The organism is Dyella sp. AD56, from assembly GCF_002878475.1.
In the GTDB taxonomy this organism is placed as follows: Bacteria; Pseudomonadota; Gammaproteobacteria; order Xanthomonadales; family Rhodanobacteraceae; genus Dyella.
Map to the genome: position 1 here is coordinate 265763 of NZ_NRDP01000005.1, position 20089 is coordinate 285851.

10 protein-coding genes are annotated in these 20089 nt (G+C 64.2%); 4 read left to right on the forward strand and 6 right to left on the reverse strand.

Annotated features, from left to right (window positions below):
- Positions 1–2: 2 nt before the first annotated feature.
- A complete protein-coding gene (locus DyAD56_RS05690; protein WP_102301768.1) occupies positions 3–2579 on the reverse strand; it encodes an ESPR-type extended signal peptide-containing protein in 2577 nt (858 codons plus the stop codon).
- A gap of 158 nt (positions 2580–2737) precedes the next feature.
- On the reverse strand, positions 2738–4984 hold the full coding sequence (locus DyAD56_RS05695; RefSeq protein WP_102301769.1) for a protease pro-enzyme activation domain-containing protein: 2247 nt from the start codon (positions 4982–4984) through the stop codon (positions 2738–2740).
- Positions 4985–5358: 374 nt separating this feature from the next.
- Between DyAD56_RS05695 and DyAD56_RS05700 the strand changes: the two genes are divergently transcribed.
- Positions 5359–6105, forward strand: a complete 747-nt coding sequence (locus DyAD56_RS05700; protein ID WP_102301770.1) for a response regulator transcription factor — start codon at positions 5359–5361, stop codon at positions 6103–6105.
- A gap of 26 nt (positions 6106–6131) precedes the next feature.
- On the opposite strand, the gene DyAD56_RS05705 is transcribed toward DyAD56_RS05700, so the two are convergent.
- On the reverse strand, positions 6132–7427 hold the full coding sequence (locus DyAD56_RS05705; protein WP_102301771.1) for an ATP-binding protein: 1296 nt from the start codon (positions 7425–7427) through the stop codon (positions 6132–6134).
- A 431-nt stretch (positions 7428–7858) separates the two neighbouring features.
- Here DyAD56_RS05705 and DyAD56_RS05710 point away from each other — a divergent pair, with 431 nt between their 5' ends.
- A complete protein-coding gene (locus DyAD56_RS05710; protein WP_146010442.1) occupies positions 7859–11533 on the forward strand; it encodes an ESPR-type extended signal peptide-containing protein in 3675 nt (1224 codons plus the stop codon).
- Positions 11534–11588: 55 nt separating this feature from the next.
- Positions 11589–13517, forward strand: a complete 1929-nt coding sequence (locus DyAD56_RS05715; RefSeq protein WP_102301773.1) for a S8 family serine peptidase — start codon at positions 11589–11591, stop codon at positions 13515–13517.
- A gap of 67 nt (positions 13518–13584) precedes the next feature.
- Here the strand turns inward: DyAD56_RS05715 and DyAD56_RS05720 are convergent, their stop codons facing one another.
- Positions 13585–14880, reverse strand: a complete 1296-nt coding sequence (locus tag DyAD56_RS05720; RefSeq protein WP_102301774.1) for an amidohydrolase — start codon at positions 14878–14880, stop codon at positions 13585–13587.
- Between the two features lie 162 nt (positions 14881–15042).
- Between DyAD56_RS05720 and DyAD56_RS05725 the strand changes: the two genes are divergently transcribed.
- Positions 15043–16722, forward strand: coding sequence for an AMP-binding protein (locus tag DyAD56_RS05725; protein WP_102301775.1), 1680 nt, complete (start codon positions 15043–15045; stop codon positions 16720–16722).
- 19 nt (positions 16723–16741) lie between these two features.
- Here DyAD56_RS05725 and DyAD56_RS05730 read toward each other — a convergent pair whose 3' ends face one another.
- The gene (locus DyAD56_RS05730; protein ID WP_102301776.1) at positions 16742–18583 is read right to left on the reverse strand and encodes a sensor domain-containing phosphodiesterase; all 1842 of its coding nucleotides are present in this window, start codon (positions 18581–18583) and stop codon (positions 16742–16744) included.
- 143 nt (positions 18584–18726) lie between these two features.
- Positions 18727–19101, reverse strand: coding sequence for a peptidase C13 (locus DyAD56_RS05735; RefSeq protein ID WP_102301777.1), 375 nt, complete (start codon positions 19099–19101; stop codon positions 18727–18729).
- Positions 19102–20089: the final 988 nt, after the last annotated feature.

Below are 20089 nucleotides of genomic sequence, written 5' to 3' on the forward strand. Positions count from 1 at the left end.
CGTTACAAGTCGATACCGAAACCCGCACCCACCGAGGTTTGCGATCCGCTGGTGGTCGCGCCTAGGCTGATGTGCGCAGCGCTGCCTACCGGCGTGGCATAGCCCACCGAGATCGCCGAACGCGCACCCTGATAGCCCACGCCCGCCGAGATGCGGCCGATGCCTGTGGCGCCCGACGCGTTGATTGCCATCTGCGTCGACGCCGCGCCCATCGCACCCTGGTCGTTGATCTTTTTGTTGACCTGCGTGAACTGGTCATTCATTTCCTGTCGCAGCGCACCGATGCCGGAGTTTGCGTCGTAATTGGCAATCGCCTGGTTGGTATACGCATTGGCCGATTGCACCGCCTGCTGCGATGACGCATCGGTATACGTCTTGGCGGTCTGCAGCGCCTGGGTCACCTGCGCGCTGACTTGCCCCACGTTGGTAGCGTCGGTGGCATTTACGCCGGCGGCGACATTGACGATCTGACGCTGATTGGACGCCGTGCCCACCGACACCGTGTTCGCCTGATTGGCCACCGAGCCCTGGCCCAGTGCCACCGCATTGGTGGCCGTGGCGGACGAACCCTGACCAACCGCCGTGCCCGAAGCGGCTGTCACCGATGCACTCTCACCCACCGCCACTGCGTTGGTCGCTGCGGCAGCAATCGTCGTGTTGGCGCCGACCGCCGTACTACCGTCGGCATTCACCTTGGCGTTGCCACCGAAGGCGGTGTCATTGGGACCGTGCGCGAGTGCGCCGCCACCCACCGCCGTGCCATTGTCACCGCCCGTACCCACCGTCGCACCGCTGCCAATGGCCACGGTATTGGCATCCTTGGCGCTGGCATTGGTCATGCTGCCACCTTGGCCGTTCACGGCGAACGTACCCGGCATGCCGCCCGTGCCCAACTGCTGGCTAAGCGTGATGTAATCCGTGGTGAGCGCCGACAACGCGCCGTTGATGGTGTTGGTCGCACTGGTGAGCTGGCCCATGTTCACCGCATCCATCGGCGCCACGCCTGCGGCGACGTTGTGGATCTGCGTGCCATTGGCGCCTTGCAACGTGATGCCCGCCTTGGTCGCGTTGTCGTAGCCGATGGCCAGCGGATTGGCGCCACCGCCGGATTGCTGCAACGTCGCCACATCCTGATTGAGCGTGGTTTCGCCGGAATCCAATGCAGAGATGGCCGAACCCACGTTGGCGTACGCCGTGCCTTGGACCGTGTACGACGGCACCAACCCATTGGCCACCGTGGCGCCGCCACCCAGTGCCGTCGCCACAGAGGTGGCCGTCGCGGTGAGCTGCCCCAGGTTGACGGCATCCGTGCTTTGCGTACCCGCAGCAACATGGATGATCTGCCGCTCCGCACCCGTGGCGCCAACCGACACGCTGTTGTCGCGGTCACCCACCGAGTTCGCGCCGAGTGCGACTGCGTTGTTACTGGTGACGGAGGTCGCGGTACCTAGCGCCGTGCCCTGCGCTCCGGTCACCTGTGCGGTCGCGCCCAGCGCGATGGAGTTGTCTGTCACGGCATTGGAGCCCGCACCAACGGCGACGGCCTGTGTGCCCGTTGCCGCAGCGGCAAAGCCATTGACCACCGCGTAATCACCGCTGGCGCCTGCACCTAAACCCATCACGGTGTCGCCCGTACCAAGCGCCTGTGCTTGCGTGCCCACCACCGTGCCGTAGGCGCCACTGGCAGCCGATTCGCTGCCAATAGCCACGCTGGCATCGCCGAGCGCTTGTGCGGCGGTACCCACGGCGACGGCATAGTCGGTGCCCGTCGCGTTCGCGCTGTTGCCAATCGCCACCGTGTTCTGCTGAGAAGCATTGGCGCCCACGCCAATAGCGGTGGCGCCGTGGGCGAGGGCCTGCGCACCAGGACCCACGGCCGTGGCGTAGTCGCCCGACGCCACGGCGGCGACGGGGTTGCCCGAGATGTCGAACGATTTTGGATTGCCGCTGGAATCGACCACGTAACCGCCGATCGCCACGCTGCTCAGGCCCGTGGCCTGTGCATTGGCACCGGCGGCGATGGCGTTGTAGTTACTGGCATTGGCGCTGTAGCCCAGTGCCGTGGCGTAGTTCGCGCCAGTGGTGGCGCTATGTCCAATGGCCGAGGAGCCGATGCCCATGGCGAAGGTGTTGCCGCCGATGGCGGTGCTGTAGTCGTCATTGGCAAAGCTGTTGTAGCCGACCGCGCTGCTCTCGGTGCCCATGGCGGTGCTCATGGCGCCGGCGGCAACGCTGTGAGTACCCAGTGACAAGGCCGAGTCGCTGCCGTCGCCTGCGCCATCCGCAGAGAAATAAGGGTCGGCCGGCGTGGATACCTGTGGCGTCACCTGCGCCAGCTGCAGCGAAGGCGCTGCGGCGGTGGTGTCGGTACTCGTGCCCGTGCTGGTGGAAGAAGGGGCTGTACTGTCAGCCGCCATGGCGCCGGTGGCCAGCATCGAGCCGATGGCAAGCGAAGCGACGGCCAGTATCGCCCTGGCGCGGCTGGCACTCTTGCCCTTGCCGTGCGACTTCGCCAGTTCGCTGGCGACGACCAGCATGCCGCGCGCGGCATTCCATATCTTGCTGTGGATTGCGTTCATTGATTTCTCCCCGCTGGGTTTTCGGCGATGCCTGGCCTGCGTCCTGCCTTGGGGCGCGCATGGATGGCATCGCTGTCGGACGTATGGACGTCCATGGAATGGTGGGTTGGATGGCTTGATCGTCCGGCGTGCGATCGCTGTCGCACGCCGGAGTGGACTCAGTTGTAGGAGCCGAGCACCGAGACGCCGGTAAACACGGCCGGACTGGTCACCGTCACGTAATACGTTCCTGCCGTTGGCGCACGCACCACCACGGCCTCCGTGTTGGTGTTGGCGTGGGCCGAGATGTAGTCGTATGAGGTGGCGCTGGCCGCGCTGCCGCGCTTTACGTACAGCGACACATCGCCACTGCCGCCACTGGTGCGGAACGTCAGGGTGGTTGTGCCCGCGGGTACAAACAACGTGAACTGCTGGCTGCTGCCAGCCTGTCCCAGTGTGGTCACGGCCACGCCGTTGCTGAGCGCGATCGGAGCTGCCGGCGGCGGATTGGTGGCTGCCGGGCTGCCATTGCCCCATGTGTAGGCAAGGGCGTTGAACTGGCTGATATCCAGCGAACCGAAGCCCGTGGTGAAGTCCCAGCCTGTGGCGGCGTTGTAGCCGTAGGTATGGCCACCAAAGACCACGCCGTTGTTGCCCGCAGTCACGTCGTGCAGCACGGCCGCATTATTCGGGAAATCGCGATACATCATGCTGGCCGGAAAGCCGATGGAGTTGTTGGCGTAGGTCTGCACGCGGGCAAACACGCCCACGAAGATCGGCGACGCCAGACTGGTGCCGCCCACCGCGTAGCGCGTGCCATCGATGAAGATCTGCGCGCCCGAATACGAGGATGCATCGAAGGCGATGTCCGGCACCTGGCGCACCGTGGCGCCAAGGCCAGAGGCCTGCCACGACGGTGCGGTTTCGAACACGCTCTTGCCGCCGGTGCTGGCCCAGATGCGTTCGTTGCCATCATCGGCCGCTGCCACGCCATCGTTCCAGGTCGTTTCGCCGGCCCAGGCGGTACCGTTGGTCATCAGCTCGGTGCCGCCGACGGCGATCACGTTGGGCGAAGTCGAGGGTTCGCTCACCGAGTAGGTCGAGAGGCTGAATGGTGAAGGCAGCACGACGCCCGCGCCGCTGGCGAACTCGCCGTCGGTGGTGACGTATACGCCCTGGTCGCCCGAGGCGACGGAGAACGTCTGGCCCTGCGCGACGGCCTGCGCGAACACGGCGTCGTCTGCTGCCTGCGTGCCGCTTTGATTGGCGATGGTTTCGTCTTCGCCCAGCGAGACGTTGATCACCTTGGCGAGCGTCGTATCCGTGACGGCGGCGTTGTAGGCCGCGGTGATGCCTGCGTCGGTCAGTTCTTCGTCCGCGGCACCGTCCTGTCCATTCGCCGCCGTGTAGAACACCAGCTGCTTCACGCCGCTGGAGGTGCCGACGATGGACTGTGAGTCGAGGTTCCACTCCATGTCCGAGCTGGGGTCGTCGGAGAAGTCCACGGCCGAGCCGAGCATCACCGGCACCACGCGGACGTTGGTGGCGTTCATCGCCACCGCGGTGGTCATGGTGTTGAGATCCCGCTGCGTCTGTGTGAGATCACCCCAGGTAATGATCCCCACCGTGGTGTTGAAAGCTGCTGGTGTGCTGCCCGCGTCGTAGATCGTCGGGAATTGCGTGGGCGAGTGCGTCACCGCGGACGCCGTGCCCTGGGTAGCGACATTCGTCGTTGCCGTCACCGGCCTGCCGAGGAAGCTCAGCGGATGCTTGTGTTCAATGTTCTGCAGGCCGATCACCGAGCCGACAATGCCGCCGAGCGACTGCGGGACCATCACGTCGCTGTCGTTGCCGAAGCGTTGCTTGCCGTTCTCGGTGTAGGTCTTCATGGAGGCGTTGAACGCCGTGGCTACGGTGGCCGCATTGCCATCGGCATAGACCAGCGTGTTGTTCGGCGACACGGTGATACGGGTAAAGCCCGACTGCTGCAGGTGTGTCACGACGGCCTGTACCTGGGCATCGGTCGGCGCATAAGTCGCCTTAAATTGCGCAGGCGTGAGGAACTTGCCAAATACCGCGTTACCCGGTGTGTTCACGTTCTTGATGAACGCTTGCAGCTGGTCCGCGTTGCGCAGGCTCAGGCCAACGGCGATGTGCAGCAGCTTGCTGTTGGCCAACGGCGTTACCACCGCGGACACCTGCGGCTGGCCGTGGCGGTTGACGGCATAGTTGGTGTGCGTCACGGGTGCTTGCCCGGCGCGTGCCGACGATGTGGTTACCGTCTTCAACAGCGCGGCGTGGCTGTGAGTTGGCGCCCAGTCGGTCGCGTGCGCAGCCAGCGGGCTGAAGGCGAGTGCGAGGGCCATGGGCAGAAAGGCTTTGCGGGCGGGCAGGCCTGCATGAGTCGTACGAGTGCGGCTGGACATCTTCGATCCCCGGGATGCGTGGGGCCGGCGCGGCCCCAATTCGAATAGGCGCCCGACTGGCGCTTTACCAAGCGCGGATAACTAGCGACGATCCCGAGTACCCCATGCCTCGTTGCGCGAGGCATCCCCTGGTCTGCAGCGGCGACGTGCTAGCCAGACGATGGCTTGAATTCAGCTTTCACCAGACGCACTGCACAACACACGCACCCACTCCCACTATTTCTCACGCTTGCTCACGCAGCCCACGCAATCGCACGCAAGCCCTTGTGAGCAAGCCAGCGAATTCCAACAAAGACCTGCTCGCGCTGTTGACGGAACGGACGTCACGCCCGCAGAGTGTCGGAACTTTCCTAGACCTACCGATGCCAGGCCGCATGAACGACGGAGCCTCGAAAACAACCGCCCGAACGCCCGATCGCGCGTGGCATGTCGGCGTGCTGGAAGACGACGCGCAGTTGCGCGAAGGCATCATCATTCCAGGGCTTCGCTACTTTGGCTTTCAGGTGACGGGCGCGGGTTCGGTGGCGGAGCTGTATCGCCACATGTTGAGCAGACGTTTCGACATGGTGGTGCTGGATATCGGCCTGCCTGACGACAGCGGTCTCAATGTGGTGAAGCATCTGCGCGAAATTTCCACGCTTGGCATCGTCATGCTCACCGGCAACACAGGGATGGACGACCACGTCACTGCGCTGACGCGCGGCGCGGATGCGTTCCTCAACAAGCCGGTCAACATCGAGGTACTGGCCGCCACCTTGCACAGCGTGGGGCGCCGCCTTGTCGGCGTGGCTGGTGCAGGCGGGGCGGTGACGACGTCGGCGGGCCTGGGCCGCTGGCGGCTGGATACCGACGACTGGTGCCTGGTCACCCCCGTGGGGCAGGCGCTACCGCTGACCGCGCCGGAGCGCTGCATCCTGCGTGTGCTGATGGCGGTGCGCGGTGAGCCGGTGTCGCGCGAAAAACTGATCAGCGCGTTGACCTCCGACATCTATGAGTTCGACCCGCACCGCCTGGAAATGATGGTGCACCGGCTCCGCCGCAAAGCGCAGGATGCCGCGGGGCAGCCGCTGCCGTTGCTCACGTCGCGCGGGCAGGGTTATCTCTTCGCCAGCGATTCTTGATTTTTTTCGTCCGTATGGACGTCCATTCAAAGCGGTATCGTTGATTCATCATGGAGCGGCAGGCGGATGACGAAGGCCGTTCCCTGCATCGGTGTGCTGGTGACGTCGATGACGCCGTGCGCGGCGTCCACCATGCTGGACACCACGGAAAGGCCAAGCCCGGTGCCGCGCCCGAACGGCTTGGTGGTGTAGAACGGCTCGAATACTTTGGCGCGGACGTCATCGCTCATGCCGACGCCCGAATCGGCTAGCGCGAGCTTCAGCATGGGTGGCGTGCCGTCGCTTTCCAATCGCAAGGTGAACAAGCCGCCCTCGGGCATGGCATCTCGCGCGTTCGCGGCGATGTTGAGGATCATGAGTTCGAACTGGCCGCGATCAAGCTGCAAAAGCAGCTCGCCGGGCGATGCCTGGATGTCGAGCTGGATGTAGTTGCCCAGCAGCTGGTGCAGCATCGGCTCGAGTTCTGCTACGGCGGTCGCGGCGTCGAATACTTGGCTGACGCCCACTTCCTGCCGGCTGAAATTGAGCAACTTTCGACTGATGGTGAGCGCGCGTAGTGCGGCCAGTTCGATGCCTTGCATGGCGTTGAGCAAGGCGGGCGTGCCCAGGTCGGCCAACTGTTCGCGTTGCGAGGCGTAACCCAGCACCACGTTCAACACGTTGTCGAAGTCATGGGCGACGCCACTGGCGGCGCGCCCGATGGCATCGAGCTTCTGCGAGTGGATCAACTGGTTCTGCGTGCGCTCGCGTTCCTCCATTTCCTGCTTCAGTCGTTCGTTGGCGCGAGCAAGCGCTTCGCCGCGCTGCAATGCGTCGGACAACATTTGGCGTAGGGCACGCGTCGTGCAGTCGATGGCATAGGCGACAAGGATATAGGCGACCAGAAGCATGGGCAGCGCATGGAATGCCCACCAAAAATCCTTGGTTGCGCCGGGTAGCCAAAGCGCATCGGCAAGCTGTCCCAGCGCAAAGCAGCCGACGATGGCGGTGAACACGGTCCATAACGTGCGCCTACCGAGCACTACGCCTGCAATCGCTAGCAGTAGCGTCGGCGATGGGTCGGGTGGCGCATGGCGATAGCCGGTGGTTGCAAAATTGCCGGCCAACGTAAGCAGGTACACGCAAAGAAACAGCTGAATGCCACGGTTGAAGTGACCGCGCCGGATCATCAGTACACCGATCCATGCGCCCATGGTGAGGGCAATGTCCGCGATGAGATCGGTGATGTCGGCAGCCGACCACACCGTTGGCAATGCAGCGCTGGGTTCGGCATAGATGTAGTACAGGCGAACCAGCAACGCCTGCAGACCGACCGCCATCATCAGGATCTGGACGAAGCGGGCGTTTAAACGATCGACAGGATCCCTTGTTGGTGCACGGTCCAGCCACTCCCTGACGGCCCGTAGTCCTGGAATGGTCACGCACTCCCCCAGAAAACGAACAACAATCGCCGCGTTTTTCCGATCCCCATCGGTAGACGCGACCTAAGACCCCATTCTTCCGCGCTTGTCACGCGTGAGCAAGAGAAAATGTTGGTGAGGTTGGAGAGCTGCGTGCTGCTGGTGTGGGAGCGTGCGTGACTTGCCTGCTGACCTCACTGAATCTCCGGACGGCATCACACCAACGGGGCGCACTGCGCCTCATTCAACAGGTCGCCGCAGGTGAGCGTCGACGGGATCGGCTTTGGGGAGATCGCCGACCGTCGTGCCGTGGAAGCGGCTACGCAGCCAGTGGCCATTCGGGGAGGAATCGGGTGAATACGATCTACAGCAAGATCTGGAACTCGGCGCTGGGCGCCGTGGTGGTGGCTTCCGAGCTCGCGCGTATGGCGGGCAAGGGACGTCAGCGTCGGGCGCGCACGCTCACTGTCATAGGTGTGCTCGTGCTGAGCATGGCCATGGCGAACGGTGTGCAGGCGGGGGTGACGCTGCCCATTGCGACGCCACCGACCACCACGCCCGCCAGTGGCACCACGACGACCGTGGTGGATCCCACCGGCGCCGTCGCAATTTCCGGTCCCGCCAGTGGCGGTACGACGACGGCATCGACCGCCGGTAGTAACGATGTCGCCGTGGGTTCCGGCGCAGTGACGTTGGGCAGCAATGGCACGGCGGTGGGCGCGGGTGCGCAATCGCAGGGTGACAACGGCACCTCGTTGGGTGCCGCCGCCAATGCCACGGCCACCGGTGCGAACAGCACGGCGGTCGGTACCGGCGCGCAGTCGCAGGGCGACAACGGTACGGCGGTGGGCAGCGCTGCCAACGCGGTGGGTAACGCCGCTGTCGCCGTGGGTGCGAACGCCACGGCGACCGGCATGAACAGTGTGGCGCTCGGCGCAGGCGCTGCTGCAGCGACGGATAGCAGTATGGCTTTGGGGCAGGGCGCGCAGGCGACGGGCTCGGCGGCCATGGCCATGGGCGCGGCCGCCGGCGCAACCGGCTCCAACAGCATGGCGCTGGGTCAGGGCGCGCAGGCGACGGCGAGTAACAGCATCGCGCTCGGCAACAGCACAGTGGCTGCCAGCTCCAGTTCCATCGCCATGGGCAGCAGTGCCAGCGTTACGGGGGTCTCCAGCAGCGTAGCGATCGGCCCGGGTGCGTCGATCACCAACCAGACGTTGGCGGGCACCACGGCGTTCGGTTTCTACCGCAACGATGTTGCGATGGGTAACGGTGCCTCTCTGTATGCGGCGACGAGTTCCGTGGCGATCGGTGCACAGTCGTTCGTCGGTGATACGTCTGCGACGCCTGCGTTGGTGACCTCTGCTACGGCGGTGGGTGTTGGCTCCAGCGTGCAGGCCTCCTATGGCACTGCGATTGGTGACATCGCCAGCACGTCAGGTACATACGCCACCGCAGTGGGCTACGGTGCGAGCAGCGTCGGCAATACGGCATCTGCGTTCGGCAGCGGCGCGAGCGCGTTCGGTGCGGGTTCCACGGCGCTTGGCGGAAATGCTCAGGCCAATGGCGCGGGTAGCATTGTCATCGCGGGTGGCGGCAATGGAGGCGGTGCTTACTCCGGCCCCAATTCGCCCAATACCGTCGTGATTGGCAACAGCGCCGAAGCGGTGGAAACGACAGACAGCAATGGCAACGCGCAGTTGGTAAGCAACAGCGTAGTGATCGGCAGCAACGCCATCTCGTATGGCGGCTTGAATGGCATCGCCATCGGCAATACCGCTGGCGTGGCGCAGGGCAGCATCGACGCTATCGGCATCGGTACGCGTGCCATCGGTTACGGCGAAGGCTCAGTGGCCATGGGTGCGGGCTCTTATGCCATCGGACCGGGTTCGACCGCCGTGGGTGGATGGTTGGACATCAACGGAACCGGCGTCGTTACCGGCGCAGGTTCCGGCACTACGGTTTCGCCTGGTGTGGGTTCCAGCGCGTTTGGTGCCGGTGCGGAGTCGATCGGCGATTTCAGTGTGGCCATGGGCGCGGGTGCCACGGCGGCGGGTAGTTCAACGGGCTATCCCAACGCCAATCGCGCGGGTTACACCAACGCGGACCAAACCGCGGGCGCTATTGCCATTGGCTACGAAAGCTATACCAACGGCGATGGCAGCGTCGTGATCGGTCGTAATGCGCTCGCCAATGGATCACCTGATGGCAGCCTGATCAACGGCACGGCCATCGGTTCGCAAAGTGTGGCCTGGGGCACCGGCGCGGTCGCTATCGGCAGCAGTGCGGTCGCTGCGTGGACCAACGATCAGGCCATGGGCACCAATGCCTACGCGGGCGGTGGCACGGGTACGAACAATATGGCCATTGGCAACGGCGCCACCGCTGGCGACGCCTTGCGTGGTACGGAGAACAACCAGAATCCGCCGCTGCCTCTGCCGAATATCAGTGACACGGTGGCCATCGGCGCGTCTTCCAGCGCCACAGCCAATCAAGCGATGGCGCTGGGTGTGAGTGCATCGGCGGCTGGCGTGCAGGCGCAGGCATTCGGTAACAACGCCATCGCCAATGGCGTTCAGAGCATGTCCAACGGATACATGGCCGATGCCGAGGGTGACTACTCGATGGCTCAGGGCTCGGGTGCCTATGCCGCGGGTACGGGTGACGTTGCACTCGGTAGCGGTGCAGTGGCAACGGGTGCCAATGGCATGGGGACGGCCGTGGGCTATGGCGCAACGGTGACGGCACAGAACGCCGTGGCGATCGGTGCGAACTCAGTGGCTGATCGCGACAACGCGGTGTCGGTGGGTGCGGCGGGTGCGGAACGCCAGATCATCAACGTCGCTGCGGGCACGCAAGCGACCGATGCGGTGAACCTGTCACAGCTGCAAGCCGCGGGGTTGGTGGATGGCAACAACAATCCGCTCACGGCAGTGACTTACGATGACGCCACCAAGGCGGGTATCACGTTGCAAGGCGCCAACGGCACGCAGATCCACAACGTCGCTGCTGGCGTAGCACCGATGGACGCGGTGAACATGGGCCAGTTCACCAGTGCTACCAGCACCATCAACGGCGAGCTGTCGACGCTCACCACGGACTTCACCACGCTGACCCAGCAACTCGGCGCCGGCGGTGGCGGGATGCCCGGCACCTTCGCAGTGAACGGCCAGGGTGGCAGCATGACCAACGCCAGTGCCAACGGCGCCAATACGGTAGCGATCGGCAATGGTGCAGCGGTCGGTACCGGTGTCAGCGGTGACAACGGTACGGCGGTCGGCGGCGGTGCACTCGCGCACGGTCCCAATGACACCGCCTTCGGTGGCAACGCCAAGGTGAATGCCGACGGTAGTACGGCGGTCGGCGCCAACACCACGATTGCTGTCGCAGCGACCAATGCAGTGGCGGTCGGTGAAAGCGCGTCGGTGACAGCGGCTTCGGGTACGGCGGTCGGTCAGGGTTCGTCCGCTACGGCCACCAATACGGTGGCCTTGGGTCAAGGGTCGGTGGCTAATCAGGCCAACACCGTATCGGTGGGTACGGCCACCAACCAGCGCCAGATCGTCAACGTGGCGGCCGGCGTGAATGCTACCGATGCCACCAACGTCGGGCAGGTCAGTGCACAGGTGACTCAGGCACTGCAGACCGCCAAGACGTATACCGATGCGTCATCGCAGCAGGCGGTGCAGTCGGCCAATGCGTATACCAACCAGGCCATTGCCAATTACGACGCGAACTCGGGCATCGGTGCGCTGCGCCAGGAAATGAATGATCAGTTCAACAACGTCAACCAGCGACTCGATCGCGTCGGTGCGATGGGATCGGCGATGGCGCAGATGACGGCAAACACATCGAACCTTGCGGGCGACAACCGCGTGGGCTTCGGCGCCGGCAACTACAACGGCCAGGGGGCGTTCGCCGTCGGCTATCAGCGCGCGTTCGCCAGCAGCCACGCCAGTGTGTCCGTGGGTGCTTCGGTGTCGGGTTCCGAAACATCCGTCGGCGTCGGCGGCGGTTTCAGCTGGTAAGGCGAAAGGGCGCCGCATGGCGCCTTTCCATGCCCATCAATTTGGAGAGACATGCATGAATCGTCAAACACTTGGCCGCATGGCCGTCCTGGCTGCGGCACTGGGTTTTTCCACGGTGCACGCCGCATCGATCGTCACCAGCACCGGCGCCACCATCAACGCATCGACCATGGGTGCGAATGACACGATCGACGCCTTTATCGTCACCTATCGCGACGGCACCGTCGAACGCAGCAACGGCAATGCCGTCGAGCAGAATGTCGGCGTGGCCGTGACGCGCGCGAAGCTCGACGCGGCATCGCAGAAAGCCACGCCATCGAACGCCGTCAGCGTGCAGTGGAAGCGCAAGCTCGGCATCGGCGCTGATGTGGTGCACACCAGTCGCAAACTGAGCCGCAATGAAGCAGTGGCGCTGATGCAACAGATCGCTGCCGATCCGGCTGTGGCGCACGTCGAGCCCGACGTGCGCATGCACATCGTCAAGGACATCGCGGGCAGCACGGTAAAGCCGGATGCCGTGGGCACCAGCACGCCCAACGATCCGTACTTCTCGTATCAGTGGCACATGCGTCCTGGCACCGGTACGGTGGAAACCATCGGTACCGACACGACCAGCTATGCCAACTATGGCGGCAGCAACGCGTCCGCCGCATGGCTGAACTACGACGGCACCGGCGTGGTGGTGGCCGAGATCGATACCGGCGTAACGCAACACCCCGACCTCAATCTGGCGTTGGCGAACGCCGGTTACGATTTCATCACCGCCGCAGCGACGTCTGGCCGGGCCACCGATGGCCGCGTGCCGGGTGGTTGGGATACGGGCGACTGGACGACCGTGGCCATGAATTGCGGCATCGCGAACAGCAGTTGGCACGGCACGCATGTGTTCGGCACGATTGCGGCAGTCACCAACAACGGCGTAGGCGTTACGGGCGTGGCGCCGGGTTCGCAAGTCATGCCGCTACGCGCACTGGGTCACTGCGGTGGCGCGACTTCTGATATTGCCGATGCGATCACCTGGGCCTCGGGCGGTTCGGTGCCCAACATGCCGGCGAACCCCAGTCCCGCGCAGGTGATCAGCATGAGCCTTGGCGGTCCTGGCACCTGCGAGGCGACGGATGCTTTCGGTAGCGCCATTGCCGGTGCTATCTCGCGTGGCGTCACCGTGGTCGTTGCTGCGGGCAACAACACCGACAACACCGCGAACTACTCGCCGTCGAGCTGCCCGGGCGTGATCACCGTGTCGTCGGTGGGTATCACCGGCAAGCGCGCGTTCTATTCCAACTACGGCAGCTATGTATCGATCGCAGGACCCGGTGGCGGCATCTACGCCAACGATGATCCGACCCAGACGACGACGCCGGACGCGGGCTTCGTATGGTCCACACTCAACGACGGCACGACCGCACCCGGTAACCCAATCTACGGCGAGATGGCCGGCACCTCGCAGGCAACGCCACACGTGGCGGGCGTAGTGGCCTTGATGATCGGTGCGGTGAAGGCCGCGGGCCAGCCCGCGCTCACACCGCTGCAGATCCAGGAGGCACTGATTTCCTCGGCCCGTGTGTTCCCCGTCAGCGAGGGTGTCGCCTTTGGTAGCGGCGTCGTCGATGCCAATGCGGCCGTGCAAGCCGCGCTGAGTCCGACCATGACGGCACTACCATCGACGCTGGTAAGCAGCACGCCGGTAACGGTGGCGGGCAATGCGGGTACATCGCTGATCTACAGCATCACGGTGCCGGCCAACGCCACCAACCTCACCATTCGCACCATCGGTGGCACGGGGGATGTGTCGTTGTACGCGAAGGTCGGCGTGCCGGTGGCACCCAACGGTTCCAACGCCGACTTCTCGTCGGCCAAGCCGAATACCAACAACGAAGCGATCGTGCAGACGACGCCCGTCACGGGCACGTGGTACGTGCGCGTGACCGGCGTCAAGACCTTCGCCAACGTGCAGCTCACCGCGAGCTACACGGCGCACTGAGAAAGGGGGCATGTCGCCCGGTTTCCCGACGGGTCCAGAACCGTCGGGAGCCGGGCGCGTGTTTTTATCAGGAGGCCGGCGTATTGAGATAGTCGAGCGTCGCCTGCAACATCGACTCCATGCCGATCTTCATCGCGCCCTCGTCCATGAAGAACTTGGGCGAATGGTTGGCCGGCGCCTTGAGTGCGTCCTGCCCCATCGGCGTTGAGCCGACGAAGAAGTACACGCTGGGCACTTCCTTCGCGAAATAGGCGAAGTCTTCTGAGGCCATCCACGGCTTCGCCTCGATCACATGGTCGCCGCCGATGGCCTTGCCGATGCTGGTCCGTACGCGTCCCGCCAGTGCGGGATCGTTGACCAGGATCGGGTTGCTGTCGCCCACCGGGATCTGCGTATCCACGGTGGCGCCGTTCGCTGCGGCAATGTGCTCGGCGATGCTCTTGAGGTTGTCGATAGCTTGCTGGCGCATGCCCGCATCGAAGGTGCGCAGCGTGCCTTGCAGCTCCACCTGATCGGGCACGATGTTGTAGCGCGCTCCGCCTTCCACGATGCCAAAGCTGAGCACGGCGGGTAGGTCGCCGATGTTGAGCTTGCGGCTGACGATGGTCTGCGCCGCGCTGATGATCTCAGCGGAGGTGACGATGGGGTCGACGCCGTTCCACGGCATCGCGCCGTGTGTCTGCCTGCCATGCACCACCAGCTTGAACCAGTCCGAACCCGCCATGGTCGGGCCGGGACGCACCGCCACGGTACCAACGTTGAGCGAGCTGACCACATGCATGCCGAACATCGCGTCGGGCTTGAAGTCGCGGAACACGCCTTCTTTCAGCATCAGCGATGCGCCGCCTTCCTCGCCTGCCGGTGCCCCTTCTTCAGCGGGCTGGAACACGAACATCACTTCGCCGGGCAAATCTTTCTTCATGCCGGCGAGCACGGTGGCGAGGCCGAGCAGCATCGCGGTATGCGAGTCATGACCACAGGCATGCATCACGCCGACCTGCTTGCCGCGGTACTCGCCCTTGGCCTTGGAGGCGAAAGGAAGATCCACCTCTTCGGTGACGGGCAACGCGTCCATGTCGGCGCGGATGGCGAGCTTCGGTCCCGGCTTGCCACCTTTGAGGATACCGACCACGCCGGTATGCGCGATGCCTGTGTGCACTTCCAGGCCCAGTTTCTTCAGCTGCGCCGCGACGAGGGCAGAGGTACGCGTTTCGCGGTTGCTGAGTTCCGGATGCTGGTGGATATCGCGCCGCCATGCAGTGACCTGCGGCAGCTCACCCTGCACGAGTTGCGTGGTGTCGGCGGCGTGGGCCGTGCCAGCGATGACGGTGGCGACGGCCAGGGCGAGCGAGGTCAGGCGCATGGGATGTCTCCGCGTAAGGAACCCTGATCCTAGCAAGACGGATCAGCTTGCGTGGGTGCGCAGCACCATCGCAGCGGCAGGCTACTCCGACCAAGGTCGATAGCCCGAAGAGCGCCGCAAACCCGGTGCTATGCTCGGTTCCCGACCCCTGAGAACCCTGTCATGTCCGGTGCGAGCTACGTCCATGGTGTCAGTTCGCAGCCGCTGCTTGGCGAGACGATCGGCACGTTGCTGGATCGCATCGCTGCGACTCATCCGGAGCGGCCGGCACTGGTGGTGCGCTCACAGGGCATCCGCCTCGATTACCGACAGTTTCATGCGGAAGTCGAACGCGTCGCCGCCGGGTTGCTTTCATTGGGACTTCAACGCGGCGATCGCGTCGGCATCTGGGCGCCGAATCGTGCCGAGTGGGTGGTGTTGCAGTTCGCGGCGCCGAAGGCGGGGCTGATCCTGGTCAACATCAACCCGGCCTATCGCCTGCACGAGTTGGAGTACGCGCTCAATAAAGTGCGCTGCCGCGCCTTGGTATTGCCGCGTCGCTTCAAGACCTCGCATTACCTGGACATGCTGATGGAGCTGGCGCCGGAGATCGCGGTGGCGACAGCGGGCGAGTTGCAGTCCGAGCGCTTGCCGTCATTGCGCGAGGTCATTCTGCTCGACGACGAAGCCGTGCCGGGCACGCGGCCGTGGCGCGAACTGGCAGCGCGCGCCGACGATGAGGCGATGGCTCTCTTGCGCGCCACGGAATGCCAACTCGGTTTCGACGACCCGGTGAATATCCAGTTCACCTCCGGCACTACCGGCGCGCCCAAAGGGGCAACGCTCACGCACCACAACATCGTCAATAACGGCTTTTTCATTGGCGCCGCGATGCGTCTTACCGAGCAAGATCGCCTGTGCATTCCCGTGCCTTTCTACCACTGCTTCGGCATGGTGCTGGGCAATCTCGCCTGCGTAACCCACGGCGCCTGCATGGTGATCCCCGGTGAAGGTTTCGACGTGCTGGCCACGCTGGAAGCGGTGCAGGAAGAGCGCTGCACGGCCTTGCACGGTGTACCCACCATGTTCATCGCAGAGTTGGAGCATCCCGAGTTCGGTCGCTTCGATCTCAGCTCGTTGCGCACCGGCATCATGGCCGGTTCGCCGTGTCCCATCGAGGTCATGCGCCGCGTAGTGAGCGAGATGCATATGAGCGAAGTCACCATCGCCTACGGCATGACGGAAACCAGCCCGGTGAGTTTCCAATCCACCACTGACGATCCGTTGGAGCGGCGCGTCAACAGCGTGGGCCGCATCCATCCGCACGTGGAAGTGAAGCTGGTGGACGAGCGCGGACGTATCGTACCGCAAGGTTCACCCGGTGAGTTGTGCACGCGCGGTTACTCCGTGATGCTCGGTTATTGGGAAGACGAGGCGCTAACCCGCGAGGCCATCGACGAAGCACGCTGGATGCACACCGGCGATCTCGCCGTGATCGACGAGGCGGGCTACTGCACCATCGTCGGTCGCCTCAAGGACATGATCATCCGCGGTGGCGAGAACATCTATCCACGCGAGATCGAGGAATTCCTCTATACCCATCCAAAGGTGCAGGACGTGCAGGTGTTCGGCGTGCCGGACGAAAAATTCAGCGAGCAGGTGTGCGCGTGGATTCGCCTGCGCGAAGGCTGCGAAGCTAGCGAGGCGGAAATCCAGAGCTACTGCCGCCATCATCTGGCGTACTTCAAGGTGCCGCACTACGTGCGCTTCGTCGACGCTTTTCCGATGACGGTGACGGGCAAGGTGCAGAAGTACCTGATGCGCGAAGCCATGGTGGAGGAACTGGGTCTGCCGGTCGCCTGATCAGGGCGGCGGAGGGGTGTTACTCGCCCCAGCGCACCGCCCGTCGCGACGGCATGCCCTGATGCGCGTCCAGCCACGCCGGCACGTCACCCGAGGGCAACGGGTAGGCGATGTGGAAACCCTGGGCCTCGTCGCAGGCCATGCCCAGCACGCTTTCGTAGATGCTGGATGTCTCTACGCCTTCGACCACGACGCGGAAACCCATATTGCGCGCCAGGTCTGCGACGGAGCGAACAATGGCCTCGTCGTGTGGGCTGGTGCCCATGCCGCGCACGAAGGATTGGTCGATCTTCAAGCTCGTTGCTGGCATTTGCCGCAATGCGGCCAGATTGCTGTAGCCCGTGCCGAAATCGTCGATGGCGATGCCCGCGCCGAGCTGGCGGATGGCGGTGAGGTGACGCCGCGTGATCGCGCTGTGTTCCATCAACGTGCTTTCGGTGAATTCCAGTTCCAGCGAGTCGAGCCCGATCTTGTGGCGCTCGGCGACGGCGCGTAGGCGGCCCACCAGGTCGGCACCCAGGTCACTGCTGGAAACATTGAGCGAGAGTTTGATGTCGTGGCCGGCGTGCCGCCATACGGCGAGCTGCGCAAGGCTGCGCTCCATGACCCATTGTGTGAGCGAGTGCATTAAGCCGGCGCGCTCGGCCAGTGCCACGAAATGCGCAGGTGGCACGGAGCCCAGCGTGGGATGGTGCCAGCGTGCGAGGGCTTCCAGCGCGACGCAGCGGCCGGTGTCCAGATCGATGCGCGGCTGATAGTGCAGATCCAGCTCCGCACCCTCATCGAGCGCCGCGGCCAGTTCGGTAACCAGCAAAAATTCCTGCCGTTGCTGCTCATCCTGCAAGCGGTTGTAGACCGCCCATCCGCGTGGACTCTGCTGCGCCGCATACGACGCATTCATCACCAGCCGCAACGGATCACCGCCGCGCAGTTCAGTCGCGTTGATCTTCAGCAGGCCTACACCCGGTTGAATGGTCAGCGGGATGCCGAGACAGTCGAATGGCTGGCGCAGGCGTTTGACCAGATCGTCCAGACGTGTGGTGTCATCGAGCAGATGATGATCGGGTAGTACCGCTGCGAAGCGTGTGGCGCCCACCTGATAGAGATGGGTGCCAGGGGGAATCCACGCCTGTACGCGCGCGGCCACGCCGCGCATCAGTTCGTCGGCATAGGCGTGGCCCATGGCGCGGATGAAGGCATTGAAGCGCTGCACCGGCGCTACGTCGACGGCCATCACCCAGGCGTGAGCCGCACCTTCGTCCAGATGTTTGCGCAGGTCGTCGAAGAACGCATAGCGATGCGGCAACTGCGTGATGGGGTCCGTACGGCCGAGATAGCTACGCAGCACCACGCCGGTGCCGATCAGCGTCGCAGCGTCGCGCAGAGCGGTTTGTTCGCTTTCGCTCAGTGCGGCGCGCGGTTGCGCATCCATCACACACAGCGCGCCGATATGCTGGCCGGTCAATGTGCCGACTGGCTCGCTGGCGAAGAAACGGATGGGTCCCGGTCCCGCGGTCAGCGGCGGTACGGCATCGCGCAGGCGCTCGTCGTCAAGCGCATCGAGCACGACCTGCGGCGCAAGACTGCGCGCCGCCCGGAGCAACAAGGGATGCAGCGTGCGCGGACCATCGGCAGGTACTTCATTGCCATCGGCAAACCAGTAAGCCGAGCCACTATTGAGCACCAGCGCCACCAACGGCACGCCGAGCGAGCGCGTGAGCAGACGCACCACGGCGTCGAACCCTGGCACGGCGAAACTTTCGGCTGAAGTCGCCTGTTCCGGGCGCAGTCCGACGCCAGGCGCAGAAGCCTGATGCCCAGCCGCGTGCTGCCCCGGACCCCATTCCGTGGTCGTGCGCATCACGTCATTGTCCCCTACGGGCCTGTGTGGTCCCGCTATGCATGCGAGGCTACTCCAGCCGCTCTGCCCATCGCAATGAGGCCAATGTATGTATGACGCCGTGTCGCGATTGCCTGCGACACGTAACGGTCACATGGCGATCACTACTTGATGCTGAAGTCGATCTCGACGGGGTAGGGCGAAGGCTTGGCCGGCGGCGCGGGTAGCGTGAGGCCGGTGAAGTGGCTCGCCATGCATTTGGCCACGGGGATCTCGGGCTGCACCGTGATGTTGGCGAGACGCCCGTCAGTCGTGACGTCGGCCACCAACGTGAAGGGGGACTTGTCCTGCGGCTGCGTGCCGGCGAGGCAAGCCTTGTAGGCGTCGGTGGTCGCGTTGCCGATGCGGTCCCACATCTGCTTTTGATAGGCCGGTCCGGTGGCTGCGCCTTCGGCCAGCTTGGCCTGGGTCACTCGCGCGTGGAAATCCGCGCCGGCGGTTGGACTCAGTTGCAGGGCGATGGCGAGGAGGATCGGCATGGTGGTTCCATGGGTGGTGGTGGCGGCACGTTAGCAGGTGCGGTGTTGGGTGGTTTGCGGTTTTGTTGGAGGTGTTGTTGTAGTTGGTGCTCGAGGGTTGGGGTGAGGGGTCAATCTAGCCCCATCGTTTTTTTCGTCATCCCTGCGAACCCCAAAAAAGGGGGCACGGGCCGGAAGCGCTTTTCAACAGCCGAATGGCTGGTCATCCAGAGCCTCGGTGTCTGGTTTTAGCGATATGGCGATCTGGCTCGCCTGCGGCGGGCTTCCGACCTCCTGCCGGAGGCCGGGTTACTTTCTCTTGCATGCCCAAGAGAAAGTAACCAAAGAGAAGGGCACCCCGGATGAGTCGCCTTCCGGGCTGCGCCCTCCAGGTACGCGTGCGGGTTCCGGGCTTTTCGACGGGGCTCCTGCCCCGGCGAAAAGGAATCGGCATCCGTGCCGATTCCCCTGCGGGCCTTTTCTCCACCCGCCCGCCGCCTCATACGGGGCCCTGGAAGATCAAAAGCTGTAAGCAGACGGCTCGTGCAGCGTTGCTGCACATCGCATCGCGTTGCTGCGGCTTTAGGGCGCAAAACCAAAGCAGAAGAGAAAGATGATGTCGTTAGATGGCTAACTCTTCTTAGCAGTCGGGAGGCATTGCATCCCGTTTCCTTAGCCGCAGCGATCGGAAAGCGCAGCGAAGCCCGCTTTAAGTCCTCTCCGCATCGACGCATCCGCATCGACGCAATGTGCAGCTCTGCTGCACGAGCCGTGCGCTCTCGCTTTTGATGTACCGGCCCCCTGTGCGGCGGTGAGGGGTGGACGATCAGGCCCGCAGGGGGATCGGCATGGATGCCGATCCCTTTTCGCCAGGGCAGGATGCCCTGGCGAAAAGCCCGGCCGCCCCTCACGAACTGGCCGGCTTCATCGGCCAGCGCCAAGTGGGGGTGCCCTTTCTTTGGGTTACTTTTCTTTGGGCAAGCAAAGAAGGTGACTCGGCCTCCGGCAG